The organism is Streptomyces sp. SLBN-118, assembly GCF_006715635.1.
In the GTDB taxonomy this organism is placed as follows: domain Bacteria; phylum Actinomycetota; class Actinomycetes; order Streptomycetales; family Streptomycetaceae; genus Streptomyces.
The window spans coordinates 1,418,754-1,445,585 of the sequence record NZ_VFNP01000001.1 but is presented as its reverse complement, the minus strand read 5'-3'; the positions used below and the strand labels follow the sequence as shown (position 1 = coordinate 1,445,585).

Below are 26,832 nucleotides of genomic sequence, written 5' to 3'. Positions count from 1 at the left end.
GGCGGGTCACGCTTCGGCCTTGCGGTCCACGTACTCGAACACCGCACCGTCCGGGTGCACGGCGATCAGATTACGGCCCACCGGGGTCGGCACCGGACCCGCGATGATCCTCGCGCCGACCTCGGAGAGCGTGGCGTACGCCTCGTCCACGTCCTTCACCGCGATCGTCGCCGTCACCTTGCGCAGCACCTCCAGCTCCGACTCCGGTCCGCTCATCAGCAGGAAGCAGCCGACGGCAGCCACCGAGACGCCGCCGCGCTCGAAGCGCAGGGGCGTGGCTCCGGTGAGCCGCTCGTAGAAGGCAGCCGCGGCCTCAAGGTCGTCGACGCAGATGCGAAGCGTGGTTCCGAGGATCTCCATACGAGCGAGCGTAGTTCGCGGCGGCGGGCCGCGAAATCGATTGTCACATTTGTTCTCGATCAGGCCCGGCAGAGCACTTCGCCGTGCGGGACCATGAACCAGGCGTCGTCGTCGGCGCCCCATTCCCGCCAGCCGCCGGAGATCGCCGCCAACTGCTCCGCTGTCGCATGTCCGCCGTCGACGGCGAGCTTCGCGTACACCGACGCGGTCGTGCGGTCCGCCCACAGGCCGCTCCACCAGGCGCGCTCGTCGCGCGCGGCGAAACACCAGGCCGCGGCGGACGCGGTGATCTCGCTGAAGCCTGCCGCCCGGGCCCAGGACAGCAGCCGGCGGCCGGCGTCGGGCTCGCCGCCGTTCGCACGGGCGACGCGCCGGTACAGCCGCTGCCAGTCGTCGAGCGCCGGGATTTGGGGAAACCAGGTGAACGCGCCGTAGTCGCTGTCGCGTGCAGCGACGATGCCGCCGGGGCGGCAGACCCGCCGCATCTCGCGCAGCGCCTGCACCGGATCGCCGACATGCTGCAGCACCTGGTGGGCGTGGACGACATCGAAGGAGTCGTCGGGGTAGTCCAGCGCGTGGACATCGGCGACCGCGAAGCGGACGTGGGCGACACCCCGCCCGGCGGCGGTCTCGTGCGCCTGGACCAGTACGTCCTCGGCGGCGTCGACGGCCGTCACCCGGCCCGGCGCCACCAACTCGGCCAGATCGGCGGTGATGGTGCCGGGACCGCAGCCCACGTCCAACACGTCCATGCCCGGGCGGAGTTCACCGATGAGATACGCGGCGGAGTTCGCGGCTGTCCGCCAGCGGTGCGAACGCAGCACCGACTCGTGGTGCCCATGGGTGTAGACGGCGGTCTCCTTCGGCATGGCCGGTCTCCTTCTCCGGAAGCGGGTAACGCCACCGTATGCCGGTATCCCGTATTCCGAGACCTGCGTCTTGACATATGGGACGGCCCCGGCTCAGAGCAGGGCCTGCGGGCGATAGACGGTCAGCGCCTCGACCTGCTTGTCCACGATCAACTCCCTGGGCGCCGGGGTCACTTCACCGTCATAGGCCATCACCGTGCCCGGTTCGAGCCCGGAGACCCGCACCTTGTGCAGCAGCTGCGCCGCGTGCACCGGCGAGCGGCTCAGCGGCCCGGCGAGCGCCGCGGCCAGCAACCTCAGCCCGGGCCAGCGGCCGCCGTGCACCACGCGCACATCCATCAGGCCGTCGGCCAGATCCCGGCGGTGGCCGGGAGCGGGGCCCATCGGCCGATAGATGCCGTTGCCGGCGAACAGCAGCCACATCGGGCGGCGGCGGCCCTGGACCTCGGCCTCCAGCGGGTGTTCGCCGCGCAGCACCCGCGCCGCCGCGAGCACCCCGGCCGGCCAGCCGCCGATGAGCGGCGACCAGCGCTCACGGATGCGCACCAGCTCCGGATAGACGCCCAGGCTGAAGGTGTTGAGGAAGTGGCCCGGCTCGCCGCCGGGTCCCGGTGTGAAGCGCCCCAGATCGACGCGGACCGCCTCGCCGCCCGCGAGAGCCCGGCAGGTGTCCTGAACCGTCTCGATGCCCAGGTCGTACGCGAAGTGGTTGAGCGTGCCGCCCGGGAAGACGGCGAGCGGAACATCGCGCGCGGCGGCGACGGCCGCCGCCCGGTTGACGGTTCCGTCGCCGCCCAGGACGCCCAGCGCCCGGCCGCGGCCCGCCGCCTTCTCCAGCTCCGCCGACAGCTCGCCGGGCGCGCACTCCACCACTTCGGCGAGAGGCAGCAGCTCACGCACCAGCCGGGCCGAATCCGCCGAGCCCGCCTGCCGGTTGACCACGACGACCAGGCCCTTGCCCGCGCGCAGCGCGGGTGCGTCGGCGTGCGGCCTGCCGGGCGGCGGAAGCTGAGAACGGGTCGGCACCGCGCCGCGGAGCGCGAACGCGGCACCCACCCCCAGCGCCGCGCCCACCAGCACGTCGCTCGGATGGTGCACGCCCGTGTAGACGCGTGAGAACGCGACAGAGGCGGCCACCGGCGCGACGACCGCGCCCCAGGCCTTCGACTCCAGCGCGACGCCGGTCGCGAAGGCCGCCGCCGATGCGGCGTGCCCGGAGGGGAAGGACGTGGTGAACGGCTGCCGCTTCAGCTGCCGTATCACGGGCACCACGTCGAGCAGGGGCCGCGCCCTGCGCACCGAACGCTTGCCGATCGTGTTGATGGCGGCGGAGGCGAGCGCGAGCGAGGCCATACCCCGTACGGCGGCCCGCCGCGAGCGCGCTCCGCGCCCGAGCGCGGCCATACCGGCGGCCGTGCCGAACCAGAGCAGCCCGTGGTTGGCGCTGCGGCTCAGCCGTGGCAGCACCGGCTCGGCGAGCGGCCAGTGCCGGGCGGCGACGGCATGGTGGACCTGCCTGTCCCACGAGCCGAGCAGCTCAGAGACCCGGGCGCGGATCTGCGGCATTCCCTGTGTGTGAGTCTGTGTCTGCGGGTCGAACATGGAACGCGGGTACCCGGTGGGCGGCGCCGCCACGCCGTACGGCGCCCCGCCGATCGCGGCTCCCGCACGGCGGGCTCGCGCAAACCTCCGTATAAAGGGCTCGTGGGGGCCGGTGACCGGTCCTGGGGACACACGGAGGTGACGGCAATGCAGATGGCTCCGGAAGACCATGGCCCTGTCCGTTACGGTCCTCCCGCCCCCGCGTCCGGACTGCCCGCGCTGCCCGAACTCGTCGATGTGCTCGCGGCCGCGTCGGGCCGTGCCGTGGGCGAGCCGCCCGGCGGCGGCCCCGAACTGCGTGAGGCTGCCTGCGGCTACTGGTGGCGGCGCGGCCTGCGCTCCCGGCCCGAGGAGGTGGCCGCGGCCTCCGGCGCGCAGCCCCTGCTGCTCGCCCTGATCGGGGCGCATGACGGCGATGTGCTGATGCCGCGCCCGTGCCCCGCCTGGTGGACTCCGCAGGTCCGGCTGCTGGGCAGGCCCGCCTACCATGTGCCGACCCCGGCGGAGTGCGGCGGTGTGCCCGACCCGTTCGCCCTGCTCGAGACCGTACGCAGAGTGCGCGCCGAGGGCGGCAAACCCCGGCTGCTGCTGATCTCCGTCGCCGACGATCCCACTGCGACCGTCGCCCCGCCCGAGACCGTGCGCGAGGCGTGCGAGGCCGCCGTGGCCGAGGGGCTGCACATCATCAGCGACGAGACCTGGCGCGACACCCTGCACCGGCCCCACGACACGGTGCTGCTCAGCCCCGCGGAGATGTGCCCCGAGGACGTGACGATCATCAGCGATCTGGCAGGAGCGCTCACGCCCGACTCCTGGCCGGTGGCCGTCGCCCGCTTCCCCAGCACCGACGAGGGCGCACTCAGGCGGGCCAGGGCCCTCGACATCCTCACCGCGCTGGGCGCGGTCGTCGCCGAACCGATCGCGGTGGCCGCGGCCCACGCCCTCGACGAGCCCGGCCCGGTCACCGAAAGGGCCGAGCAGGCGACCGCGCTGCACGCGCGCGTGGCCGCGGCAGTGCACCGCACGGTGCTTGCCTCCGGGGCCCTGGCCCGGCCGCCGCAGGCGGGCCGCCACCTGTATGCCGACCTCGGGCCGCTGCGCTCCCGCCTCGCCGAGCGGGGTGTGACCGACTCCATGGAACTCGAGGAGTATCTGAGCGACCGCGTCGGTGCGCCCGTTCCCGGCGGTCACCGGTTCGGGGACCAGCTGGGCGCGCTGCGGGTACGGCTGACCACCGGGCCGTTGCTGGGATCGACTCCCGAGCAACGGCAGGAGTCACTCACCTCACCGGCACCTCTGGAATTGCCGCACGTGGCCGGGGCGTTGAGCATTCTTGGAACGGCCTTCGACGAACTGCGTTGAACGGAGCCCCGGGATGACGGAACAGACGGAGCAGGCGGAGCACTCGGGCCAGGCGGACGACGCGGCACAGACAGACCACGCGAGACAGGCACACGACGCGGCACAGGCGACCGGCCCCGCGTCGGCAGACGATTCGGCCCAGGTAACCCACCCGGCACAGACAACCCAGCCCGCACCGCTGGACCACCGCGCACCGCTGGACGACCCCGCACCGCTGGACGACCCCGCACCGCTGGACCACCGCGCACCGCTGGACCACCGCGCACCACTGAACCACCCCGCACCGCTGGACGGCCCCGGCGTGCGCTCCCGGCCCCGCCCCCTCGGAGAGGTCCGCAGCTGGCCGAGGACCTTCGCCGACCGGCTCACCGCACCCCTGCCCGGCGTGCGCGCCATGGCCCGCCTCGCCACGGAGGGTGCCGTGCGCCCCGGCCCCGACGGGCTGCGCGACATTCCGCTGCTGCCCTTCGCGCCGGGGCCGCTGCCCGCCGTGGACACCGCGACCGTCGCCGTCACCTGGGCGGGACACGCCAGTTGGGTGCTCGCCATCGGCGGGCTCACCGTCCTCACCGACCCCGTCTGGTCCCGTCGCATCCTCGGCACCCCGGCCCGGATCACGCCTGTCGGAGTGCGCTGGGAGGATCTGCCGCCGATCGACGCGGTGGTCATCAGCCACAACCACTTCGACCATCTGGACGCCCCCACCGTGAAGCGACTGCCGCGCCACACCCCGGTCTTCGTCCCGGCGGGCCTCGCCGGCTGGTTCCGGCGCCGCCGCTTCACCCGCGTGACCGAACTGGACTGGTGGGAGTGTGCGGAGCTGGGTGATGTCCGCTTCGATTTCGTCCCTGCCCACCACTGGTCCAAGCGCACCCTCATGGACACCTGCCGCTCGCTCTGGGGCGGCTGGGTGCTGACCGACCGGCTCGGCCAGTCCGTGTACTTCGCGGGTGACACCGGCTACGGCCACTGGTTCAAGGAGATCGGCCGTCGCCACCCGGACCTCGATATCGCGCTGCTGCCGATCGGTGCGTACGACCCGCGCTGGTGGCTCAGCGACGTGCACACCGACCCCGAGGAGGCGGTACGCGCCTTCGAGGATCTCGGCGCGCGCCATATGGCGCCGATGCACTGGGCGACGTTCGTGCTCTCCGCTGAGCCTGTCCTGGAGCCGCTCAGCCGGGTCCGCGCCGCCTGGGAGAGAACCGGCAGGCCGCGGGAGCGGCTGTGGGACCTGCCGGTGGGCGGCTCACGCCTGCTGGCCGGTTGAGCCCGCCGAGCCGGGGCGCGACCCGCGCCGCATCCGGCGCCACAGCGTTGGCGCCCCGCTGATCACCACGGTCAGTGTCACCGCAACCACCACGCCCTTCCACGGCTCGTCGAACAGCGAGCCGCCGAGTATCCCGATCAGCCCATACGTCGCCGCCCAGGCCAGGCATGCGGGGATGTCACCGCGTACGAAGAAGCGCAGCGGCATGCTGCTCAGCAGACAGGCCAGCATGACCGGGATGCGCCCGGCCGGCACCAGCCGGGAGAGCACCAGCACCGTCACCCCGTGCTCGTCCAGTTTGGTCTGCGCCTGGTCGAGCCGGTCGGGCGCGGCGCGGTCGGTCAGCGCCGCGAGCCACCGTGAACCGTTCTTGGAGCGGATCCCGCGCTGGCCGAGCCAGTACAGCGTCACATCCCCGAGGAAGGCGGCGAACGACGCCACCAGAAACACGAACAGCAGCGACAGCGGGGCTGTCTGATGAAAGGCCACCACCGCCGCCGAACTCACCACTGCCCCCGTGGGCACCACCGGCACCAGCGCACCCAGCGCCACCAGGAGAAACAGCGACGGATAGCCGACCGCCTGCTGTGTCGACTCCGGCGGCAGCCTGCCGACGATCTCGGACAGCTGCCCGAGCGACTCCCAAGGCTTCGAACTCACCGGGCAGCCTCCGGCCTGACCCGCTCGCCGTGCCCCAGCCTGTGAACCGCCACCCGTGGAGCCAGCCGCGCCGCCTTGCGTTCGAACTCCTCGCCCGGGGCGTAGAACTCGTGCGGCCGTATCCCGTCCATCCCGATCGGCCAGTACGTGCCGTAGTGCACGGGCACGGCCGCGCGTGGCGCCAGCGAGGCCAGCGCCTGCGCCGCCCGGCCCGGGTCCAGATGCCCGTGGCCGAGAAACGGCCCCCAGCCACCCACCGGCAGCAGTGCCACATCGACAGGGCCGACGTCGTTCGCCATCGAGTCGAAGAGCCCGGTGTCCCCGGCGAAGTACGTGCGCGCTTCGCCGCTGATCACATAGCCGAGCGCCGGTGAACGGTGCGGCCCGAGCGGCAGCCGCCGCCCGTCGTGCAGGGCGGGCACGGCCCGCACCACCAGATCCTGGACCCGTACCTCGTCACCGGGTGCCACCTCGGTGACCCGCAGACCCAGCCGGGCCAGCCCCGGCACCGACCGTGTCGCGGCGCGCGGCACCACCAGCCGGGTGCCCGGAGCCAGCCGGGCCAGCGAGGGCAGATGCAGATGGTCGGAGTGCAGATGCGACACGAGGACCGCCTCGGCGACCGTCGCCTCCGCGGGCGGCAGCTCACCGCGCCGCCTGCGCAGATGCGCGAGCCTGCGCACGAAGAGCGGATCGGTCAGCACCCGGACGCCGGAGTCCTCGACCGTGCAGGTGGCATGGCCCCACCAGGTGACCTCCACGTGCGCCTCCTCCCTGCTCCCGTACGCCCCGAGCCTAGATGCCTGCTCCGGGTCCTGGAGCCCCGAGCCCGGAGTAGGGTCGGCGTCCGGTGACCGCGAGTGCAGAGGGATCTTCCATGGACGGCTTACGAGTGGCGGCCATCGCCAGCTTGACCCCCCTAGAAGAGCTGGACCGCGATCCCTTTCTGGTCGACACCCGCAGCCAGCACGCCATGTGCGCCCGCTGGGCCTCCGAAAAGGGCTATGTCGTCACCCGGCAGCTCCTCTGCTACGGACTGCGCCCCGACCACTGCGCGCTGTGGAGGGACATCGGCACGGGCAGCGCCGATCTGTTCCTGGCGCCCAACGAGCGGGTGCTCGCCCACGCCGTGACGTCGTTGCCGGACTTCGTCGCCGAGTGTGAACGCAGAGGCGTACCGCTGGAGACGGCGAACCTCGACGAGCCCGTCTACGACGCTGCGATGAAGGCCAATGTGCATCGCAGGCTCTCCATGCCGACCGCCGGTTACAACGGCTGCTGACCACACCGCCAGGCCCGCAGGACATCCGGCCGGACAAGCTGCGCCCCTGTGCCAGGCTGGAGACCTGATCCAGGGGTGAGGTGAAGGCGACGTGGGCGAAGGGCGATGGCGTACGGCCGGCAGAGCCCTGGTGCGGGTGATCGTGGTGTGGGCGGTGTCCACGCTGACGATGCTGGCGCTCGCCGGGCTGCTGCCCGACTTCCAGCTGCAGTCCGGCGACGGGGACTCCATCACCAGGACCGCCGTCACCGCGGCCTGGGGCGCGGGCGCCTTCGGTCTGCTGACCGCGCTGGTCTGGCCGGTCGTCGTTCGTGCGCTGCTGCTCGTACCGGCCCTGATACTCGGCCTGTTGGTGTTCTTCCTCAACGGCTCGCTGCTGCTGATCGCGCTCTGGCTGATCCCCGACGGGCGCGGCGCGGCCGATCCGGAGACCGCGGTCGTCGTCGCCGCCGTGATGTCCGCCGTCGCGTCCGCCACCTCCACCGCGCTCGCCGTCCGCGACGACAACGCCTACCGTCGTCGGCTCTCCCGGCTCGCGGACCGGCGAAGACGAAGACGCGGCGAGGACGAAGGGCCCCCTCAGCCGCCCGGCATTGTCTTCCTTCAGCTCGACGGGGTCGGACACGAGGTCCTGCGGAACGCGGCCGACGACGGCGTCATGCCGACCGTCGCCGGGTGGATCGGCGCCACCCACCGGCTCAGCGCCTGGCGCACCGACTGGTCCAGCCAGACCGGCGCCAGCCAGCTCGGCATCCTCCACGGCTCCAATCATGACGTCCCCGCCTTCCGCTGGTACGAGAAGGACAGCGGCCGGGTCATGGTCAGCAACCGGCCCGCGAGCGCCGTCGAACTCCAGCGCCGCGCCGTCGAGCGCTCCGGCGACGGCGGACTGCTCACCGTCGACGGCGCGAGCCGCGGCAACCTGTTCAGCGGCGGAGCCGACCAGCTCGCGCTCGTCCTGTCCGTGGCCGCCAGACGAGGCAAGGCCAACCGCTCTAGGGCGGGCTACTTCGCGTACTTCTCCGACCCCGCCAATGCCGTGCGTACCGCGCTGTCCTTCGTCGCCGAAGTCGCCCGTGAGACCGGGCAGTCGACGCGGGCACGCCTGCGCGGCGACCGGCCGCGGGTGGGGCGCGGCGGGCTCTACCCCTTCATCCGGGCGTTCGCGACGGTCATCGAGCGCGATGTGGTGGTCGCCGCGGTGATGGGGGACATGCTCGCCGGACGCTCCGCCGTCTACGCCGACCTCGTCGCGTACGACGAGGTGGCACACCACTCCGGGCCCCACAGCAAGGACGCCTCGCAGGTCCTCGAACGCCTCGACCGGTCGATCGCGCTGATCGCCAAGGTCGCAGAACACGCGCCGCGCACCTACCGGATCGTGCTGCTGTCCGACCACGGCCAGAGCCCCGGAGAGACCTTCGAGAGCGTCTACGGACTCACCCTCAAGGATCTTGTGCGCGCCGGGTGCGGACTGCCCGTCCCGCGCCGGGCCGAACGCTCCAAGAGCGGTGCGGAGGCACGCGACGCCGCGGGCGTCGCCCTGCGCACGGCGCTGCATCGAAGGCGCGCCGAAGAAGCGGACGAGCATCCGCAGGCAGGCTCGGACCCGATCGTGCTCGCCTCCGGCAACCTCGCGCTGATCTCCTTCCCCGACACGAAGGAGCGCCTCAGCCGCGAGCAGATCGAGCGCCGCCACCCGGCGCTGCTCCGGACGCTCGCCAGCCATCCGGGCATCGGCTTCCTGCTGGTACGCAGCGAGGAGTACGGCTCCCTGGTTCTCGGCCCCGACGGCGCCGAGGTACCCGTCGGAGCGCTGGCCGACAACGGCCCGCTGGATGTCTTCGGCCCCGGCGCCGCGGAGGCCGTACGGCGCACCGACTCCTTCCCGCACGTCGCCGACATCATGGTCAACTCGATGTACGACCCGAAGACGGGCACCGTGCACGCCTTCGAGGAACAGATCGGCTCGCACGGCGGGCTCGGCGGCGAACAGTCCGAGCCCTTCCTGCTGTCGCCGCTGGACCTGTCGGCGCCCGTCGAACCCGGCGCCGAACTGGTCGGCGCCGAGCGTGTGCACCGCGTGCTGCGGCGCTGGCTGCGCGAGTGCAATGGGCCGCAGGCGCCGATCGGGCCTGCCGCAGAAGCCTCACCTCCGGATACGTTGACGCCGTAGGAAGTCCGGCGGACCGGGAGTGTGCCCCTTGCGTGCTGTGATGTTCGAGGAGTTCGGCAAGCCGCTCGACGTACGCGAGGTGCCCGATCCCGTGGCGGCACCCGGCGGCGCGGTGATCAGGGTCGAGGCGACCGGGCTGTGCCGCAGCGACTGGCACGGCTGGATGGGCCACGACTCCGACATCACCCTCCCGCACGTCCCCGGGCACGAACTGGCAGGTGTCATCGAATCGGTGGGCGAAGGCGTCGTCAACTGGCGCCCCGGCGACCGCGTCACCGTGCCGTTCATCTGCGCCTGCGGCCGGTGCGCGGCGTGCGCGCGCGGTGCCCAGCAGGTGTGCGAGCGCCAGGAGCAACCCGGCTTCACCCACTGGGGGTCCTTCGCCGAGTACGTGCCCGTCCACCACGCCGACACCAATCTGGTCGCCCTGCCCGATGCGATGTCCTTCAGTACGGCCGCGAGCCTGGGCTGCCGGTTCGCGACCGCCTTCCGCGCGGTGGTGGCGCAGGGCAGGGTGCGGCCGGGGGAGTGGGTCGCCGTGCACGGCTGCGGCGGCGTCGGCCTGTCCGCGGTGATGATCGCGGCGGCCTGCGGGGCGAGGGTCGTCGCGGTCGACGTCTCGCCGGACGCGCTGGAGCTCGCGCGGACTGTCGGCGCGCAGGTGTGCGTGGATGCGTCGGCTGCCGGCGCGGGCGTCGCCGATGCGGTCCGCTCCGTTGCCGGCGGGGGTGCGCATCTGTCACTGGACGCGCTGGGCGCGCCGGTCACCTGTGTCAGTTCCGTCCAGAGCCTGCGCCGTCATGGCCGCCATGTCCAGGTCGGCCTGCTGCCCCAGGGCGTCCACCTGCCGATGGACCGGATCGTCCCGCTGGAGCTGGAGATCCTCGGGAGCCACGGCATGGCGGCGCACGCGTACCCCGAGATGATGGCGATGGTGGCGTCGGGGGCACTGCGGCCGGGCATGCTGGTGACGAGGACGATCGGCCTCACGGAGGCGCCAGGGGCGTTGGCGGCGCTCGGAGGGGGGTCGGGGACCGGGGTGACGGTGATAGTCCCGCCCGGGCGGTAGGGACTTCCGCCCCGTGGGGGTCCCCCCGGACGAAGTCCGGGGGAGTTCGAGGCGCGGGGTCTGGGCGGAGCCCCATCGGGAGTCCCGCGCCGCCAACCACCCCGCCACCGCCCCGTTTTGGATCGCCGCGCGATCATCAATACCATCCGGTGATGATCACAAGAAATCGGCTGGCGGCCGCCATGTGCGGCCTGCTCGCCGCCCTGGCCGTCGCCCTCCCCCCACCCGCCGCCGCCGACGAACCGGCAGCCAAGCCGCCTTCCCCCAAGGTCGAGCTCGTCCTCGACGTCAGCGGCTCGATGCGCGCGCGGGACATCGACGGCCAGACCCGGATGTCCGCCGCCAAGCAGGCGTTCAACGAGGTCCTCGACGCGGTTCCGGGCGAGGTCGAGCTCGGCATACGCACCCTCGGTGCCAACTACCCCGGCAAGGACAGGAAGGTCGGCTGCAAGGACACAAAGCAGCTCTACCCCGTCGGGCCGCTGGACCGGACCGAGGCGAAGACCGCCGTGGCGACCCTCGCCCCCACCGGCTGGACCCCGATCGGTCCCGCCCTGCTGGGCGCGGCCGAGGACCTCAAGGGCGGTGACGCGACCCGGCGGATCGTCCTCATCACGGACGGCGAGGACACCTGCGCCCCGCTCGATCCGTGCGAGGTCGCCCGCGACATCGCCGCCAAGGGGATCCATCTCGTCATCGACACGCTGGGCCTTGTTCCGGACGCCAAGACCCGTAGCCAGCTCACCTGCATCGCCGAGGCCACCGGCGGTACGTACACCTCCGTGCAGCACACCGACGAACTCTCCGGCAGGGTGAGCCAGTTGGTGGACCGGGCCGCCGAGCCGGTGATCACGCCGGTGGCCACCGAGGGCGCGGCGGAGTGCGCGAAGGCCCCGCAGCTCAAGGCCGGTTTCTACAGCGACCGCGAGAAGTTCGGCGAGCACCGCTGGTACCGCGTGGACGTCCTGCCCGGCCAGGAGTTGCGCGCCTCGGTGAGCGTCGCGGCCGACCGGGCCGTCAACAACGACTACGGGGTGCTGCTGCGGGCTGTTACCGTCCACGGCCGCGAGATCGTCCGCGGCTCGGAGGCGGGCGACGGACGCACCGATGTGATTTCCACCGGGCTGCGCTATCCGAAGGCCGAGCCGGCGGACTCCGACGGGGTGAAGCCCGCGTCGGAGACCGTCTGCCTCCAGGTCAGCAACTCCTTCTCGGCGCCCGCGTCGGTGAAGACGGAGCCCGGGATGCCCGTCGAGCTCACGGTCGACGTCGTGGACGCGCCCGACGAGGCGGCCGACGTCGCCGCCTTCGGTCTCGGCCGTGGCTGGTGGCTGCTTGCCGTCCTGGTGCTCACCGGCCTGGTGGCCGGTCTGCTGTGGGGCTGGATCTCACGCTGGCGCATCGCCGTATGGAGGACCAACTGATGCGTATCGCACATGTGTTGACGACCGCGCTGCTGGCTGCCGCCGCGCTGACCGGCACCGCCGGCTCAGCCGTGGCGGACGATCCGAAGCCCAGCCCCGGCACGAGCGGGGACAAGGCCGGACCGACCGAGGCCGGCACCGGCTTCCGTGACGCGACCGCCGTCGAGCAGGGGCAGAAAGCCACCGCCGAGGCGTCCGAGGGAGACTACCTGTACTGGGTGTTCCCTGCCGACGCGGGCAGCCGGACCACGGTGAGGGCCACGATCACGCTGCCCGAGCCGGCGGCCCGGCACGGCGCCTCGACGTGGCGGCTCGATGTGTACGACGGACTGCGCAGGCGCCAGTCCTGCATGTACGGCATGCAGAGCAGGGGCGCGGCCAAGGAGGCGGCGTCGGTCGAACTGTCCTGCACCCTGCGTACGGTCCGCTCCTGGGCCGAGCCGTGGGACAACGACCCGTTGCCGGGCAGCTATTACATCCGGCTGACGGTCACCGATCTGCCCGAGGAGGACCTCGGCCTGCCGGTGAAGGCAGAGGTCGAGGCCACATCGGTCGACGCGGGCGGCGCGTACGCGGGCGACGGTTCGCTCTCCGCCCCGCTGGTCCCCGGCACGGCCACCCGTGTGCGGGACGCAGGGAGCGCGCCGAAGCCGGCGGCGGCCACACTCGGCGAGCCGGACGGCGGCTGGACGGCGGGATGGTGGTCGGACCGCTGGCTCTGGACCGCGGCAGGGGGCCTGCTCGGCGCGCTGGCGGCCATCGGCGGCTACTCCCTCACCCGGGGATCCGGACGCCCCTCGCGCGTACCACCGGCGGGCTGAACAGGGCGGTGGCCACGGCGCGATCCCGTGGCCACCGCGCCGTGCACATCACGCGTCCTGGAGCGCCGCGAGCTGTCGGGCCAGCGTCTCCTTCGACTGGAACGTCGCCCCGAACAGAGCCACATGCTTCCAGTGCAGCGTCCCGTCGGCCGCTATGACGAAGACGGCACGCCGCAGACCGATGCCCGGCGCCGCGATACCGAAGGCCCGCGAGACGGCCCTGTCGGTGTCGGCGAGCAACGGCATCCGCAGCCCGTACTTGCGGGCGAACGCCTCATGGCTGTCGACACTTTGCGGGCTGACCGCCCAGACCTCGGCCCCGCAGTCCGTGAACGTCTCCAGACCACTGGAGTACGAGCACAGCTGCTTGGTGCAGACGGTGGTGTCGTCGCCGGGATAGAACGCGATGACCAGCGGACGGCCCCGCTGCTCGCTCAGCGTGAAGTCGCGTCGCTCGAAGACGTCGTCGACCAGAATCCCGCCGGGGAGGGTGAAGTCGGCGACGGACTGGCCGTGTTCAGGTGATGCTGCCAAGGGAACTCCTGCGGCTGAGGGGGCTGGACGGACGGGCGTGCTGCCCGGCCCTTCGCCGATGGCGTCGTCGAAGGGCCGCGTACCCACACAGTCCACGCCGAAGCGGGTCCCGGATGGAAGACGAACCGGCGATCGTGGCCGGGTTGCAATCCAAGGTCATCGGCACAACCGATGATGTGGAGAGTCAGCCGCCTGCCGCGGGGGAACACGTCGCGGATCTCCTGGAGCGTCAGCTCCCGGTCGTCGGCGAGCGTTGCGACATCCATGAACAGAACGGTGAAGCCCTCGGCCTCCCGCAGGCGCAGCGCCTGAGCCAGCATCGGAGCGGTGGACCGGGCCAGCCGGCCGCTCACGGCGAGCCATACCTGCGGCCCGTCCACCGCCAATACACGTACCCGTACGGTCGCTCGCACCTGCGCCCCCAGAACCCGGTCCGGCGCACCGCCGACCGGTGCCCCGCCACGCGACTGTGATTCGGCGCCGGCCAGGCCCGGGATTGCTCAGAGTCCGGTGTCTTTACCCGTGAGGGAACACTCTTCGAGCAGCAGGCCCGGACCGGCACCTTCTGGGCGAGGCACGGTCCGGCTCGGCGCGGGCGCCCTGCCGTGTCCGATCCACGCCTCCAGCGCCGTGAATGCCGAGCGGTGGCAGGGCGTCAACGGCCGGAGTCTGCCCGGAAACACGTCGTACAGCGAGTCGACATGCGTGCCGCCCTCGATCCGGTAGTAGCGCAGCAGCCCGCCGCGGCCGGCGTTGCGCACCATCCGGGCGTACACATCGGAGTCCCGGCCGATGGGAAGCAGGACATCGAGAGTGCCGTGCAGGGTGATCAGCGGCTTTCCGATCCGGCCTGTCAGTCCGATCGCGTTGACGGCACGGCGGACCTCCGGGGGCCGGGCGGCGTACACATAGTCCGCGTCGCACGCGGGCGTGCCGGGCGCACAGTACGGGGTGCCCGCCTCGGTTGACCCGTCGTAGCCCGGGTCCAGCTCCTCGCGGTAGATCCGCTGGGTCAGATCCCAGTAGTACTGATGGTGGAACGGCCACAAGACCTCCGACCCCACCGGATACCCGGCGGCAATCATGGCACGGTGCGCCTCGTCCGCGCCTGGTCCGCCCGCGGCATACACCGGATAATGGCGCAGCGCGGGCGGCAGAAAGGTCAGCAGATTGGGTCCGCTCGCCCGCCAGAGCGTCCCCTCCCAGTCGACACCGCCGTCGTACAGCTCCGGATGGTTCTCCAGCTGCCAGCGCACCAGATAGCCGCCGTTGGACATGCCTGTGGCGAGGGTGCGGGACGGCGGGCGGTGGTAGCGCTGGGCGACGACGGCGCGTGCGGCCCTGGTCAACTCGGTGACCCGGTCGTTCCATTCGGCGATCGCCTCGCCGGGCGCCTCGCCGTCGCGGTAGAAGGCGGCCCCGGTGTTGCCCTTGTCGGTCGCGGCGAACGCATAGCCGCGGGCGAGGACCCAGTCGCCGATGGCACGGTCGTTGGCGTACTGCTCGCGCACGCCGGGAGAGCCCGCGACGACCAGTCCGCCGTTCCAGCGGTCGGGCAGCCGGACGACGAACTGCGCGTCGTGCTGCCAGCCGTGGTTGGTATTGCCGGCGGACGTGTCGGAGAAGTAGCCGTCGATCTGGATGCCCGGCACACCGGTGGGCGTGGCAAGGCCCGCCGGGGTCAGCCCGGCCCAGTCGGCCCTGTCCGTGTGACCGGACACGACCGTCCCTGCGGTCGTCAACTCGTCGAGACAGGAGACCGCTTGGTGCTCGGCGCCCGGCACATGCAGGCGGGCGATCCGGGTGCAGTGGCCGGACGGCGATGTGTCCGGCTGCTGGGCGACGGCCGGGAGCGCGGCGACCGAGAGCATGAGCGCCGCCGCGTAGGGAACGGCGAGGGGCAGGGGCACGGAGAGACCTCCTGTGGCGTACGGACTGTGGCGTCAGGGGCAGTTGCCGTCGGCGACGACGTAGTGGCCGACGGGGGATTCCTTGAGCGTGTGTGTGACGAAGGTGTTGTAGAGGCCCATGTTCTGTTGGGAGCCCTTGGCGTACGCCTGGCTGCCGTCGGTGGTGGCCCGCCCCGCCTGCACCTGGCGGTAGTTGTCGGTGGTCCAGCAGGTCGCCTTCGCCCCTCCGGCGGTGGTGGCTGTGACCGTGCCGGAGCGGGCGCCCTCAATTCCCGCGGCGTCGCGGGCGGCCACGCTGTAGCCGTGGGCAGTGCCCGGGGCCAGACCCGTGTCGGTGAGAGCCGCGGCCGGCGGGGTGGCGACACGCGTCCCGTCCCGGTACACCGCGTAACCCGCGGCTCCTTCAACTGCCGTCCATGTCAAGGAGATCGACGTGTCCGTGACACCTGTCGCCGCGAGCCCGGACGGAGCCGGGAGACTGCCGGGGCCCGGACTCGTCGTGGAGAGGCCGAAGAACTCGGTGATCCAGTAGCCGGAGCAGATCGAGTCGATGAAGTTCGCGGTACCGGTCTGCCCGCACTGCTGAGGCCCGCTGCCCGGATCCACGGGTGTCCCGTGACCGATCGCGGGCACCCGGTCGACCTCGACGACGACCGTGCCGCTGCCGTCCGCCGCAAGATACTGCTCCCGGCGCGTCTGATTCGGCCCGATCGTGGACGTACGGTCCGGGCTCTGGTCCACACCGTGCACCGCGGTCCACTGGTCCCTCAGCTCATCGGCGTTCCTCGGCACTACCTTCGGGTCGTTGTCGCCGTGCCAGATCGCCACCCGCGGCCGGGGCCCGGAGTACGAGGGATAGGCGTCCCGCACCCGCTGTGCCCACACCTCAGGCGTACGGTCCGCACCCGGGTCCATACAGGTGAGGGCACCCATGTCCCTGGTGCAGTCGTACGGCAGCCCCGCGACCACCGCGCCCGCCTCGAAAACGTCCGGATAGGCGGCGAGCATCACCGCGGTCATGCCGCCACCGGCCGACAGGCCGGTGACATACGTACGCGCCGCATCGCCGCCGTAGGCACTCTCCGCATACGCGACCATCTGGCGGACGGACGCGGCCTCGCCCTGTCCGCGCCGGTTGTCGGCCGTCTGGAACCAGTTGAAGCAGCTGCTCACATTGTTGGCGGAGGTCGTCTCGGCGAAGACCAGCAGGAAGCCGTGCCGGTCGGCGAAGGTCGTGAGACCGGAGTTGTCGGCGTAGACCTGGGCGCTCTGCGTGCAGCCGTGCAGCGCGACCACGACCGCCGGGTGCGCGGGCAGGCCCGCGGGCCGGTACACGTACATGTTCAGAGCGCCTGGATTGTCGCCGAAGCTGCTCACCCGCTCCAGAGGCACGGCCGCCTGGGCATCGGGCGCCGGCGCGAGCCACAGGGCGGCCACGAGCAGCACGAGGACGGCGGCCAGACGGCCGACCGGCTTGGACAGACGTTCACGCAACGGCATCAGGGCCTCCCGCAGGCGTACCGAGGTGCGGCCACAGTAGGAACGCGGCGGTGGGGGAGGAATGGTGACGGGACCCATAGGGCGATGCGGGGACGGCGGTGCGGGGACTGTTGCGGGGGTGGGGGTGGGGTGCTACGCGGGTGCGGTGCACGTGTAGGTGCCGCTGCGCGGGGCCCATTACCTCCGGTGTAATCGACGGCCCCCACTCCACCCCGCCACCCTTGGCTCACTGGAACTCGCGCGGCGCGCTCCGTGCGAGCTCCGGGTCCGACCAGCCCGAACCACGACCTCGATGGAGGCTGATCCGCCATGTCCGCCACCCTGCTCGCCGGCATCTCCCGCACCACCGAGCCGCAGACGATGCTGCGCCGGTTCCTCACTCTCGACGCCGTTGTCACCGGACTGAACGGGCTGGCATACGCCGCGGCATCCGGCCCCCTCGGGCGGCTGCTCGGAGTCGACGCGGCCCTCCTCCTCGAAGTGGGCGTCTTCCTCGCCCTGTTCGGGGTCGGAGTCGGCTACCTGGCCGCGCGCAGCCGGCCCCCGCAGCTGCCCGTGAAGCTCGTCATCGACGCCAATCTGCTGTGGGCCGTCGTCAGCGTCGTCGCGCTCGCGCTCTGGTTCGACCCGACGACCGCAGGGGTCGTCTGGATCCCCTTGCAGGCCATGACCGTCGCCGGGTTCGCCGCTCTGCAGTGGTCGGCGCTGCGCGCGGCCACTACTCCATGAGCGACTGCAGATACTTGGCCGTCGCCGGATCCGCGGGGAGAAGGGTCTCGATGGCCAGCTCGGCGACGGTCACATCCATCGGAGTGTTGAAGGTGGAGATGGACGAGACGAAGGACAGCACCCGCCCCTCGTGCTCGATCTGCAGCGGAAGCGCGAAATACGGATGGGGCACCGGGTCCTCACCGTCCTCGGGGTCGGCGCCGGTCCCCGGAAGGGGATAGGCGGCGACCTCGTCGTACAGCGCGCGCAGCGGCCCGGAGCGGACCAGTGCGATCTGCCGTTCCATCTGGGCCAGCAGGTGAGCGCGCCACTCCCGGAGATTGCGGATCCGCGGGGCGAGGCCCTCGGGGTGGAGCGTGATCCGCATGGCGTTGAGGGGCGGCGTGAGCAGGTGCTCCGGCAGCCCCTCCAGCAGCATCGCGATGCCCCGGTTCGCGGCGACGACGGTGTACGAGCCGTCGACGACGATCGCCGGATACGGTTCGTAGCCCGTCAGCAGCCGCTCCATCCCCTCGCGCAGTGCGCCCATCGACGGATCGTCGAGAGGCGTCTCGGTGAATCGGGGCGCGTAACCGGCCGCCAGGAGCAGGGCGTTGCGCTCCCGTACGGGAACGTCGAGGTGCTCCGCGAGGCGCAGGATCATCTCCTCGCTCGGGCGGGAGCGTCCCGTCTCGATGAAGCTGATGTGCCGCGCGGAGGAGTCGGCCCGCAGGGCCAGTTCCAGCTGGCTGATCCGGCGCCGGTCGCGCCAGCCACGCAGCAGCGGGCCCACTCCGGTGCCGGACGCGACAGTTGTCATACCCGAAACCGTAGTACGGCCCGTCTGCGGCGCGCGAAGGCCATACGGAGGCGATCTAGGTCAATGTGACCTGCGTCACAAAATTATGAAGCCGGAGGCTCGCTGGTTACGCTCGGGAGCTTCGGATTCATAGCAAATGGGACAGGAGTCTCCTTATGTCCGAGAGTCCCGCGACATTGGACTCGGACGAGTACGCGCGGCTGTATTCAGGGCGGCAGCCACAGCTCGTCGCGTACGCACGCTCCCTCACCGGCAATCCCTGGGTGGCCGACGATCTCGTCGCCGAGGCGCACTTCCGGGTCTGGCGGCAGCTGTCCTCGGGGTACTCGGTCGACGACGTGCCCGCATATCTGGCGACCACTGTGCGTAACCTTTCTGACGCGGACGGGGATCCGGACCGTCGGATCGCGTACGTCGAGCTCCTCGCGCGCGTCCTGCGACAGCTGCCGGAGCGCTGGGTCAAGGCGCTCTGGCTGGCCGAGGCCGAGGATCACCCCCTTGACGTGGTGGGACACCGTGTGGGCGCCGGACACGGAGCGACGGCGGTGCTGCTGCACCGGGCGCAGGAGGGCATGCGGCAGGCATTTCTTCGCGCGCACCCCGGGGTACCCGACGACCCCGGGTGCGGGAGGCACTGGAAGCGGATACCCGCGCATGTGGGGGAGGCGGCCGAGTCGCCGAGGCAGGCCGGGGAGATGTGCCTCCACATGGAGGACTGCGAGGATTGTCGCGCCCGGCTGGACCTGCTGACCTGCGCGAACGACCGTCTGTCCGCGCTGGTCGGACCTGCGTTGCTGGTGCTCGAGAAGGAAGCCCCGGCCGGAACGGGGGTTTCCGGCCGGGGCGGCACAGGGTGGGGACGACTCTCGTCTCCCCGCATGCGTGAACGATAAACCATCCCGGCCGCTCCCTGTTACCGCGGGTTAGGCCTAAGAAGGGCGTAACGTTCCGTCACTGACCGCTGCCCCTCGGTACCACCGTCGCGAGCACCGACGGCAGGGGGTACCAGTCGGCCGAGGCGACGCTCGCGTAACGGCCCGCCAGCAGATTGACGCGGTCCCGCGCCTGCGTCTCGGTCGGGTTGGTGTCGTCGATCGCCGGCGCCACGTTGTGTGCGTCCGTCATGACGACGAGGTAGTGGTTCCGGTCGTACCACGAGGTGTCGACGGTCCCGCCCGTGTACGTACCGGCGTCGCCGTCGAAAAGCACGAACCAAGGGCGGATACCCGCGTCGGCGTACCGGGTACGGGGATCACCCGCGGCGGCGCCGTGCACAGCAGGGAACGCGGCCGCATCCCGGAGGCGTCCCGCGGCGGCGAGAGCGCGCAGATGCATCGCGTACTCGCGGTCCGTCCACAGTGAGTCCGCAGGATTGCCCTCCTCGACCGTGCCGGGGATGAGCTCCACCACGAACTTGCCCGCCATGGCCGAGCGGGCGGGCCAGCCGTTCGTCCTGACCGCCGTGTCGAGATCCGGGAGACCCCCCGCCAGATCGGCCGGGCGGAACAGGGCGTCGCCGAGCCGGGCGGAGAGCAGCGCGTCGAGCGCGGCGGGGCCGCGGCCGTTGTTGTTCTGGAAGCCGTCCTTCATCTCCACCTTGATGAGGATGGGCCGGTGGCCGGGGTGGGCGTCGTGCCATGCCTTCATGTCCGAGAGACAGCCGCCGAGGTCCTGATTTCTGGCCCTGGTGCGCAGTTGGGCGGGGCTGGAGGCGTTCTCGCAATTGTTGTTGTTGCCAAGGGGGTTGCTGTGCGACACGCGCCACGACCGGCCGAACACGTTGGTCCAGACGTCGAGTTCGAGCATCCCGGCGCCGGAGTCGAGTGCGTCGGCGAAGTACGGGTACTTGGCCTTCTCGTAGGCATTGTGAACGCCGACCCAGGTGGCGGAGGAGTAGGGCAACTGCCCCGGATCCACCGAACCGGGCGTGGCCGCCTCCGCGGGCGCGAGCAGCGCGGAGGCGAACAGTCCGGCCGCGACGGTGGTTGTCAGGGCCGCGCGCTTGAGGTTCCCCATGGTTTCCCTGCCTTTGTGTCGAATGCGTCGATGCGATCAAGTCGACGTAAAGGTAGGGGAGTTGAGTGAACCGAGGGGAGACGTGGATCAGCCGTTACGGATGCGGCGGATGTGTGCGGGGGCCTGTTCCCCAACCCCTCCCTCGCTCCTGCGGCCTGGCGGCCGTGGATGTGCTGGGTACACCCCCGCGAATACTGGAAGCCGCAGCCGAGGAAGTAGACGCATTGCCAAGTGGGCTGTGGACTGACTGCTAACGACTCCCGCCTCCCTTTTCGAAATCATTGATTCCGCACGGTTCGAGCAAGGGCTCGAGCCGCCTGGAAGGAGTCGTGACAATGCGTTTGGCTGCCCGTATGGGGACCCTGGCCGCTGCCGGGTCCATGCTCGCCGGAACTCTCCTGATCCAAGGAGCCGCTCCCGCGAACGCCGCCGGCATCACCTTCTCTTCGTTCTACTACGGCAACGGCCGTATGATCACTGCCTACATCGACGGTAATTACGCCGCCACCGCCGAGTGGGTCCAGGACCCGCCCGCCGGCGGAGGGCCCGGCGACAACCTGTGTGTCACCGACGACCGCGGCGACGGCTTCTGGGCGACGGCAGGGATCAGCGCCAACCGGAGCGTCAGCAGTAAGGGAAAGCCCTCACCCTCCCGCACGTGCAAGGGTGGCGACCTGCCCGAGGACCACACCTTCGTCATGAAGCTGTGTGTCACCAACGGCGCCCGGGCAGCCTGCTCCAAGGCCTACGACATCAGCTCCTGACCCGGACAGGCCCTAACTGCGAGTCGACTTCGGTCCACTCATCGCGTGGTGCCGGTAATCCTTCGGCGGAAGGTTGTACGCAGTGCGGAACGCACGGCTGAAGTCGGCCGCGCGGAAGAAACCCCAGCGGGCGGCGATGGCGTGGATGGGGGTGGACTGCAGTGCCGGATCGGTGAGGTCGCGGCGGGCGGCCTCCAGGCGCCGCAGACGGATCCAGGCAGCGACGGTGGCCTCCTCGTCCTCGAAGAGGCGGTGCAGATAGCTGATGGAGATGTGGTGCGCCGCAGCGATCACGGCCGGAGTGAGCTGCGGGTCGTGCAGATGCTCCTGGATGAAGTTCTTGATGCGCAGGACGAGGGTCCGTCGGTGGGTGTCCGGGGGGAGGACGCTCTCGGCTTCGAGGGTGTGGGCGAAGAGTGCGGCGACCAGATCGGTCAGGACCGTTCCCAGCCGAGCGCCGTCGGAAGGCTGGTAGGGGGTGGTGTCCGCGATCAGCTGGGTGAGGAACTGCGTCAGCAACGCGCCGATCCCCGCCCCGGCCGGTACCCGCCGTGGGATCGTGCGGCCGGTCACGCCGTGCGGGAGTGCCAACAGCGATTTGGGGACCTCGAGTCCCACAGCCGTGACGGGGGCACTGCCGGTGCGGATCTCCCACGGCACCGAGGTGTCGTTGATGTGCAGGTCGGACGGCCGGTAGACGGCCTCGTGGCCGTCCCACCTGCCAATCCCCGTCCCGCCCACGACAAGTGAGAGGTGGTACAGCTCCGGATCGGACTGACGGATCAGTTTCGGCGTGCGCCGGATGACCAGCTGCTGGAACGTGGCCGGCCACACCGACACGGCACCGAGGTCCAGCACACGCTGGGTGGCCCGGAAGTCGTGGGCGTGGTCGCTGCTCATGCGCACAGGAGCATGGGTTTGCCCCACACGCTCGGCCCAGTAGTCCAACCGGTCCGCCGCCGGCACGTCCTCACTGCGGAAAACCATCTCGTTCAGCACGCGTTCGCCCCCTGGATCGTGGGTCTCAGAAGATCACACAGGGCGCCGATAAGCGTCTGATGAACGGATGCGTGCACCGCACGCCGCGCCCCGAAGGGCAGGGGCGCTGATCAGCCGGACCTTTGCCCGCCATCGGGATGCGCCGAAGCAGCCGGAGCAGCCGGACGGACGGACCGCGGGCCGAGCGGTGTGCGGCAGCGCGTGCGCTCACCCCTGCCGCGAGGGACCATGGCCCCATGCTTCTCGTACGGCTCGCCGACGCGTCGCGCGACGTCGCCGCCACCTCCGCCCGCTCGCGGAAGATCGCCGCGCTCGCTGGGCTGTTCGCCGAGGCCGAGCCCGATGACGTCGGGCTCGTCATCTCCTATCTCGCCGGACGCCTCCCGCAGGGACGTATCGGGATCGGCTGGAGCGTACTCAAGGAACCCGTGCCTCCTGCCGGGACTCCCAGCCTCACCGTGTCGGACACCGACGCCGCCCTGACCCGGCTCGCCGGTGTCACGGGGCTCGGGTCACAGGCCGAGCGCAAGCGCCTCGTGCGTGAGCTGATGGCCGCCGCCACCGCCCGGGAACAGGAGTTTCTGAGGCGGCTGCTCATCGGCGAGGTCCGCCAGGGCGCGCTCGACGCGGTCGCGCTGGAGGCTGTCGCCAAAGCCGCCGCCGCGCCCGCCGCCGACGTGCGCCGGGCCGTCATGCTCGACGGATCGCTGCCCCGCGTCGCCCGCGCCCTGCTGGCCGACGGGCCGGCCGCCCTGGCGCGGTTCCGGCTGCGCGTCGGTACCCCCGTCCTCCCGATGCTCGCCCACACGGCGAAGTCGGTCACCGAGGCCGTCCGGGTCCTCACGACCGCCTGCGTCGTCGAGGAGAAGCTCGACGGCATCCGGGTTCAGGTGCATCGCGCCGGTGAGGACATCCGTGTGTACACCAGATCACTGGACGACATCACCGACCGGCTCCCCGAAGTCACCTCCGCGGCACGAGACATGACAGGTGATCGGTTCATCCTGGACGGCGAGCTCATCGCCCTGGACGCGAACAGCGGACGCCCCGTCTCCTTCCAGGACATCGCCTCCCGCGTCGGCTCCCGCGTCGACGTGGACGCCGCCCGGGCCACCCTCCCCCTCTCACCCGTCTTCTTCGATGTGCTCGCCGCCGACGGGGAGCCGACGCTCGACCTCACCGGCGCCGAACGGCACGCTGTGCTCTCCCGCCTCGTACAGGAGCCGATGCGTGTGCGGCGCAGGGTCGTCGAGGACCCGGCGGAGGCGGGGCAGATCGCCGCCGCCGAGGAGTTCTTCGCCGAGACCCTGCGCCGCGGACACGAGGGCGTCCTCGTCAAAGCTCTCGACGCGCCCTACACCGCAGGCCGCCGCGGCCGCTCCTGGCTCAAGGTCAAGCCCGTCCACACCCTCGACCTCGTCGTCCTGGCCGTCGAACGGGGCCATGGCAGGCGCACCGGACTCCTGTCCAACCTCCACCTCGGCGCACGCGCCGCCGACGGCGCGTACGTCATGCTCGGCAAGACCTTCAAAGGCCTCACCGACGAGATGCTGCGCTGGCAGACGGAACGGCTGGGCGAACTGGCCACCGCGGACGACGGGTTCACGGTCACCGTTCGTCCCGAGCTTGTCGTCGAGATCGCGTACGACGGAGTCCAGCGCTCCTCGCGCTACCCGGCCGGCGTCGCGCTGCGCTTCGCGCGCGTACTGCGTCACCGCCCCGACAAGCCCGCCGAGCAGGCCGACACCATCGAACAGGTCCTGGATTCCCGAGCCTGAACTCGGGTCGGCTGTCAGCGCAGGCCCTGCACCTTGTCGGCGAAGGCGGTCAGGTTGTCGACCGTGCGGGTGATCCGTTCGTCCAGGGTGAGCGTCTCCTCGTGCAGGCCGCCGCGCACCTTCGGCAGCTTCCGCCCGCGGACGTAGAGCGAGCAGGCGAGGTCGGCGCAGAGATACGAGCCCACCGTGTTGCCCTCCCGGCCCGCCGCGCCGGCCAGGGGCGCGGCGAAGAGGGTCACGCCGGACGAGGCATGCCCGGTGAGGCAGACCTGGCACATGCTGGACTTCACGGCGCTGGTCCGTCCGGTGGAAGGCACGCGCAGGGTGATGCCGACCGGCCCGTCCTCGCGGGGAAGGACGATATGCGCGCGCAGGGGAGCGCCGGGATCGGTCCAGCCGAGGAAGTCGAGGTCGTCCCAGGGGAGTTCGGCGAAATCGGCGGGCAGCTTCATGCGCGCCGCCTCGCCCTTCGTACAGTTGACGAAGGATCCGCGTATCTGCTTTTCGGTCAGTGTTTCCACCGGTGGAACGTACACAGAGCGCCTTCGGGCGGGCATCCCAATTATGGTGGCCGACATCGCCGCCGCTTCCTCAGCCGACTCCTTGAGCGCTTCCCGAGCCGCTTCCTGAGCCGTTTTCCGAAAGGATCCTGGTCATGCCCACAGAGCCGCTGTCGCAGAAGGAGATCGAGGACCGCCTGCGGGAGCTCCCCGGCTGGTCCCAGGAGGGCGACCGCATCGCCCGCGCCTACCGCCTGTCCACGCATTTCGCGGCGACCGCGATGGTCGTGCACATCGCCCAGATCCAGGAGGAGCTGAACCACCACTCGGATCTGACGCTCGGCTACAACACCCTGTCCCTGTCCGTGAACAGCCATGACGCGGGCGGCGCGGTCACCGAAAAGGACTTCGAGCTGGCCCAGCGGGTGGAAGAGATCGCCGCGGGCCACGGCGCGAGCTGACGGCCGGGGGGCAGGGCCACCCGGCCCTGCCCCCGTGGCTGCGGGGAGGAGCCCCCGCCCTTACGCCCACGCACCCCCGCCCGCCGCGTCCCGCGCGAAGTCCGCGAAGTCCTTCGGCTCGCGGCCCAGCACGCGGCGCACCCCGTCCGTCAGCGACGCGTTGTGCCCGTCGAGCAGCACCGTGAACAGTTCCGACAGCCACTCCGACTCCGGTCCGGGGAACCCGAACTGCTGGAGCATCTCGGCGTACTGCACCCCGGACACCGGGACGTAGCGCACCTCGCGGCCCGATGCCCGGCCTATCTCCGCCGCCACCTCGCCGAAGGTGAGCAGCCGGGGACCCGTCAGCTCATGGATCCGTCCGGCATGACCGCCCTCGGTGAGCGCGGCGACCACCACGTCCGCCAGGTCGTCCGCGTCGACGAAGGGCTCTGCGGTCTCGCCCGCGGGGAAGGGGATCTCGCCGGTGAGCACCCCCTCGTACATCGCGCCCTCGCTGAAGTTCTGGGCGAAGAAACTGGCCCGTACGACCGTCAGGTCCACGCCCGACTCCCGCAGCGCACTCTCCGCGACCACCGCGTCCGGCTCGCCGCGGCCGGAGAGCAGCACCAGACGTCCCACTCCGCTCTCGGCCGCCACCCGGCCGAGGGCCCGCATCGCCCCGGGCGCGCCCGGGGCCGCGAGGTCCGGGAAATACGCGACGTACGCCGCATCCGCGCCCCGCAGCGCCGGTCCCCAGGTCGACTCGTCCTCCCAGTCGAAGACGACCGGTCCCTTGCGCGACCCGGCCCGCACGTTCACACCACGCGCCGCCAGCCGCTCCGCCACGCGTCGGCCGGTCTTGCCCGTGGCCGCTGTCACCAACACCGTTTCCTGCTTCAGGTTCTCTGTCATGCCTCAAGGTTCGCGGCCGCCGCCTGGACTCTCCATGCGCCAAAGGCTCAATGCCATATGCGTCCGTCTACGCTGAGGGGCATGGACGCTCTCGCGGGACTTCTGGACGGACCGCGCGCCAGGGGAGCCTTCCTCCTGCGGATGGTGATGGAGCCGCCGTGGTCCGTACGGATCGAGGACCGGGCCCCGCTCTCCCTGCTGTGCATGACCGCGGGCGAGGCGTGGATCGTGCCGGACGACGGTGACCCGGTGCGCTTGCGTCCCGGCGATGTCGCGATCGCCCGTGGCCCGGGCCCCTACACCGCGGCGGACCAGCTGACCCGCGAACCGACGGCGCTGATCGGTCCCGGCGGCACCTGCCACACACTCCAGGGCGAACCTCTCGCGCAGTCAATGCACTTGGGCGTGCGCAGCTGGGGCAACGACCCTCATGGCTCGGCCACCATGCTGGTCGGGACGTACCAGATGAAGGGCGAGGTCAGCGCGCGGCTGCTCGACACGCTGCCCGAGCTGCTCCATCTGCCCGCCGACGTCTGGGACTGCCCGCTGATGCCGGTGCTCGACGACGAGATCTCCCGGGACGAGCCGGGCCAGAGCGTGGTGCTCGACCGGATCCTGGATCTGGTGCTGATCGCCATGGTGCGGGCCTGGTTCTCGCGCCCCGGCGCCGAGGCGCCCGCCTGGTATCTGGCCATGGGCGACCCGGTGGTGGGCCGGGCGCTGCGGCAGCTTCAGGACGACCCGGCGCACCCGTGGACGGTGGCTTCGCTGGCCGCCGCATGCGGGGTCTCCAGGGCGGGGCTCGCCCGCCGCTTCAACGATCTGGTGGGGGAGCCGCCGATGGCGTACCTCACGGGGTGGCGGCTCGCGCTCGCGCGGATCTTCTCCGCGACACCGACGCGACGGTCGAGGCGGTGGCCAGAAATGTCGGCTACAGCGGCTCGTTCGCGCTGAGCGCCGCCTTCAAGCGCGTACGCGGCATCAGCCCGCAGGAACACCGCACCGGCGCGGCCTTGCCGGAACGGCAACAAGACTCGCGCTGACGGCACCGTG

Annotated in this window: 26 protein-coding genes and 1 pseudogene; 14 read left to right on the top strand and 13 right to left on the bottom strand. The window is 71.3% G+C overall.

Going from position 1 to position 26,832, the window contains the following annotated elements; translation table 11 throughout:
- Positions 1-6: 6 nt before the first annotated feature.
- The 3 genes from FBY35_RS06615 to FBY35_RS06605 form a co-directional block, all read right to left on the bottom strand.
- Entirely contained in the window at positions 7-360 is a 354-nt protein-coding gene (locus FBY35_RS06615; protein ID WP_142212882.1) for a VOC family protein, read from the bottom strand.
- A 59-nt stretch (positions 361-419) separates the two neighbouring features.
- Complete coding sequence (locus FBY35_RS06610) at positions 420-1,229, bottom strand: class I SAM-dependent methyltransferase (RefSeq protein ID WP_142212881.1); 810 nt, start codon at positions 1,227-1,229, stop codon at positions 420-422.
- 93 nt (positions 1,230-1,322) lie between these two features.
- A complete protein-coding gene (locus tag FBY35_RS06605) occupies positions 1,323-2,795 on the bottom strand; it encodes a bifunctional phosphatase PAP2/diacylglycerol kinase family protein (RefSeq protein WP_142212880.1) in 1,473 nt (490 codons plus the stop codon).
- A gap of 183 nt (positions 2,796-2,978) precedes the next feature.
- On the opposite strand from FBY35_RS06605, the gene FBY35_RS06600 reads away from it, so the two are divergent.
- A complete protein-coding gene (locus tag FBY35_RS06600; RefSeq protein WP_142212879.1) occupies positions 2,979-4,193 on the top strand; it encodes an aminotransferase class I/II-fold pyridoxal phosphate-dependent enzyme in 1,215 nt (404 codons plus the stop codon).
- Between the two features lie 13 nt (positions 4,194-4,206).
- Complete coding sequence (locus FBY35_RS06595; protein ID WP_260848537.1) at positions 4,207-5,463, top strand: MBL fold metallo-hydrolase; 1,257 nt, start codon at positions 4,207-4,209, stop codon at positions 5,461-5,463.
- Here the strand turns inward: FBY35_RS06595 and FBY35_RS06590 are convergent.
- Together FBY35_RS06590 and FBY35_RS06585 are read right to left on the bottom strand one after the other, a co-directional pair.
- Positions 5,443-6,123, bottom strand: a complete 681-nt coding sequence (locus FBY35_RS06590; protein WP_260848536.1) for a DedA family protein — start codon at positions 6,121-6,123, stop codon at positions 5,443-5,445. The two genes, FBY35_RS06595 and FBY35_RS06590, sit on opposite strands and share 21 nt — an antisense overlap.
- A complete protein-coding gene (locus tag FBY35_RS06585) occupies positions 6,120-6,884 on the bottom strand; it encodes an MBL fold metallo-hydrolase (protein ID WP_142212878.1) in 765 nt (254 codons plus the stop codon). Before FBY35_RS06585 ends, FBY35_RS06590 begins: the two co-directional genes overlap by 4 nt.
- 116 nt (positions 6,885-7,000) lie before the next feature.
- On the opposite strand from FBY35_RS06585, the gene FBY35_RS06580 reads away from it, so the two are divergent.
- The 5 genes from FBY35_RS06580 to FBY35_RS06560 all read left to right on the top strand — a co-directional run bounded on the left by FBY35_RS06580 (position 7,001) and on the right by FBY35_RS06560 (position 12,895).
- Complete coding sequence (locus FBY35_RS06580; RefSeq protein ID WP_142212877.1) at positions 7,001-7,405, top strand: hypothetical protein; 405 nt, start codon at positions 7,001-7,003, stop codon at positions 7,403-7,405.
- A gap of 91 nt (positions 7,406-7,496) precedes the next feature.
- Positions 7,497-9,581, top strand: coding sequence for a phage holin family protein (locus FBY35_RS06575; protein WP_142212876.1), 2,085 nt, complete (start codon positions 7,497-7,499; stop codon positions 9,579-9,581).
- A 28-nt stretch (positions 9,582-9,609) separates the two neighbouring features.
- Complete coding sequence (locus FBY35_RS06570; RefSeq protein WP_142212875.1) at positions 9,610-10,650, top strand: zinc-dependent alcohol dehydrogenase family protein; 1,041 nt, start codon at positions 9,610-9,612, stop codon at positions 10,648-10,650.
- A 152-nt stretch (positions 10,651-10,802) separates the two neighbouring features.
- Positions 10,803-12,074: a VWA domain-containing protein gene (locus FBY35_RS06565; RefSeq protein WP_142212874.1), complete on the top strand. Its 1,272-nt coding sequence runs from the start codon at positions 10,803-10,805 to the stop codon at positions 12,072-12,074.
- Positions 12,074-12,895, top strand: a complete 822-nt coding sequence (locus FBY35_RS06560) for a hypothetical protein (protein WP_186356870.1) — start codon at positions 12,074-12,076, stop codon at positions 12,893-12,895. The genes FBY35_RS06565 and FBY35_RS06560 overlap by 1 nt, the downstream gene beginning before the upstream one ends.
- 48 nt (positions 12,896-12,943) lie before the next feature.
- Here FBY35_RS06560 and FBY35_RS06555 read toward each other — a convergent pair whose 3' ends face one another.
- Entirely contained in the window at positions 12,944-13,429 is a 486-nt protein-coding gene (locus tag FBY35_RS06555; protein ID WP_142212872.1) for a peroxiredoxin, read from the bottom strand.
- 113 nt (positions 13,430-13,542) lie between these two features.
- Here FBY35_RS06555 and FBY35_RS06550 point away from each other — a divergent pair, with 113 nt between their 5' ends.
- The gene (locus tag FBY35_RS06550) at positions 13,543-13,902 is read left to right on the top strand and encodes a hypothetical protein (protein WP_142212871.1); all 360 of its coding nucleotides are present in this window, start codon (positions 13,543-13,545) and stop codon (positions 13,900-13,902) included.
- A gap of 27 nt (positions 13,903-13,929) precedes the next feature.
- Here the strand turns inward: FBY35_RS06550 and FBY35_RS06545 are convergent, their stop codons facing one another.
- Positions 13,930-15,300: a 3-hydroxybutyrate oligomer hydrolase family protein gene (locus FBY35_RS06545; protein WP_142214932.1), complete on the bottom strand. Its 1,371-nt coding sequence runs from the start codon at positions 15,298-15,300 to the stop codon at positions 13,930-13,932.
- Between the two features lie 72 nt (positions 15,301-15,372).
- Positions 15,373-16,839, bottom strand: coding sequence for a PHB depolymerase family esterase (locus FBY35_RS06540; protein ID WP_142212870.1), 1,467 nt, complete (start codon positions 16,837-16,839; stop codon positions 15,373-15,375).
- Positions 16,840-17,148: 309 nt separating this feature from the next.
- Here FBY35_RS06540 and FBY35_RS06535 point away from each other — a divergent pair, with 309 nt between their 5' ends.
- Complete coding sequence (locus tag FBY35_RS06535) at positions 17,149-17,568, top strand: hypothetical protein (protein ID WP_142212869.1); 420 nt, start codon at positions 17,149-17,151, stop codon at positions 17,566-17,568.
- On the opposite strand, the gene FBY35_RS06530 is transcribed toward FBY35_RS06535, so the two are convergent.
- Complete coding sequence (locus tag FBY35_RS06530) at positions 17,558-18,367, bottom strand: helix-turn-helix domain-containing protein (protein ID WP_142212868.1); 810 nt, start codon at positions 18,365-18,367, stop codon at positions 17,558-17,560. The genes FBY35_RS06535 and FBY35_RS06530 overlap by 11 nt on opposite strands.
- A 155-nt stretch (positions 18,368-18,522) precedes the next feature.
- On the opposite strand from FBY35_RS06530, the gene FBY35_RS06525 reads away from it, so the two are divergent.
- Positions 18,523-19,260, top strand: coding sequence for an RNA polymerase sigma factor (locus FBY35_RS06525; protein ID WP_142212867.1), 738 nt, complete (start codon positions 18,523-18,525; stop codon positions 19,258-19,260).
- A gap of 58 nt (positions 19,261-19,318) precedes the next feature.
- Here FBY35_RS06525 and FBY35_RS06520 read toward each other — a convergent pair whose 3' ends face one another.
- Positions 19,319-20,383: a phosphatidylinositol-specific phospholipase C domain-containing protein gene (locus FBY35_RS06520; protein WP_142212866.1), complete on the bottom strand. Its 1,065-nt coding sequence runs from the start codon at positions 20,381-20,383 to the stop codon at positions 19,319-19,321.
- A gap of 335 nt (positions 20,384-20,718) precedes the next feature.
- Between FBY35_RS06520 and FBY35_RS06515 the strand changes: the two genes are divergently transcribed.
- On the top strand, positions 20,719-21,147 hold the full coding sequence (locus FBY35_RS06515) for a hypothetical protein (protein WP_142212865.1): 429 nt from the start codon (positions 20,719-20,721) through the stop codon (positions 21,145-21,147).
- Between the two features lie 12 nt (positions 21,148-21,159).
- Here the strand turns inward: FBY35_RS06515 and FBY35_RS06510 are convergent, their stop codons facing one another.
- Positions 21,160-22,146, bottom strand: coding sequence for a helix-turn-helix domain-containing protein (locus FBY35_RS06510; RefSeq protein WP_142212864.1), 987 nt, complete (start codon positions 22,144-22,146; stop codon positions 21,160-21,162).
- A gap of 236 nt (positions 22,147-22,382) precedes the next feature.
- Between FBY35_RS06510 and FBY35_RS06505 the strand changes: the two genes are divergently transcribed.
- Positions 22,383-23,924 carry an ATP-dependent DNA ligase gene (locus tag FBY35_RS06505; protein WP_142212863.1) on the top strand — a complete coding sequence of 514 codons (1,542 nt, stop codon included), beginning with the start codon at positions 22,383-22,385 and terminating at the stop codon, positions 23,922-23,924.
- Positions 23,925-23,938: 14 nt separating this feature from the next.
- Here FBY35_RS06505 and FBY35_RS06500 read toward each other — a convergent pair whose 3' ends face one another.
- Entirely contained in the window at positions 23,939-24,445 is a 507-nt protein-coding gene (locus FBY35_RS06500; protein ID WP_142212862.1) for an FBP domain-containing protein, read from the bottom strand.
- A gap of 134 nt (positions 24,446-24,579) precedes the next feature.
- On the opposite strand from FBY35_RS06500, the gene FBY35_RS06495 reads away from it, so the two are divergent.
- Positions 24,580-24,885 carry a 4a-hydroxytetrahydrobiopterin dehydratase gene (locus tag FBY35_RS06495; RefSeq protein ID WP_142212861.1) on the top strand — a complete coding sequence of 102 codons (306 nt, stop codon included), beginning with the start codon at positions 24,580-24,582 and terminating at the stop codon, positions 24,883-24,885.
- Positions 24,886-24,945: 60 nt separating this feature from the next.
- On the opposite strand, the gene FBY35_RS06490 is transcribed toward FBY35_RS06495, so the two are convergent.
- Positions 24,946-25,779: an NAD(P)H-binding protein gene (locus FBY35_RS06490; protein ID WP_142212860.1), complete on the bottom strand. Its 834-nt coding sequence runs from the start codon at positions 25,777-25,779 to the stop codon at positions 24,946-24,948.
- Between the two features lie 81 nt (positions 25,780-25,860).
- Here FBY35_RS06490 and FBY35_RS06485 point away from each other — a divergent pair.
- Positions 25,861-26,822, top strand: a pseudogene (locus FBY35_RS06485) (AraC family transcriptional regulator).
- Positions 26,823-26,832: the final 10 nt, after the last annotated feature.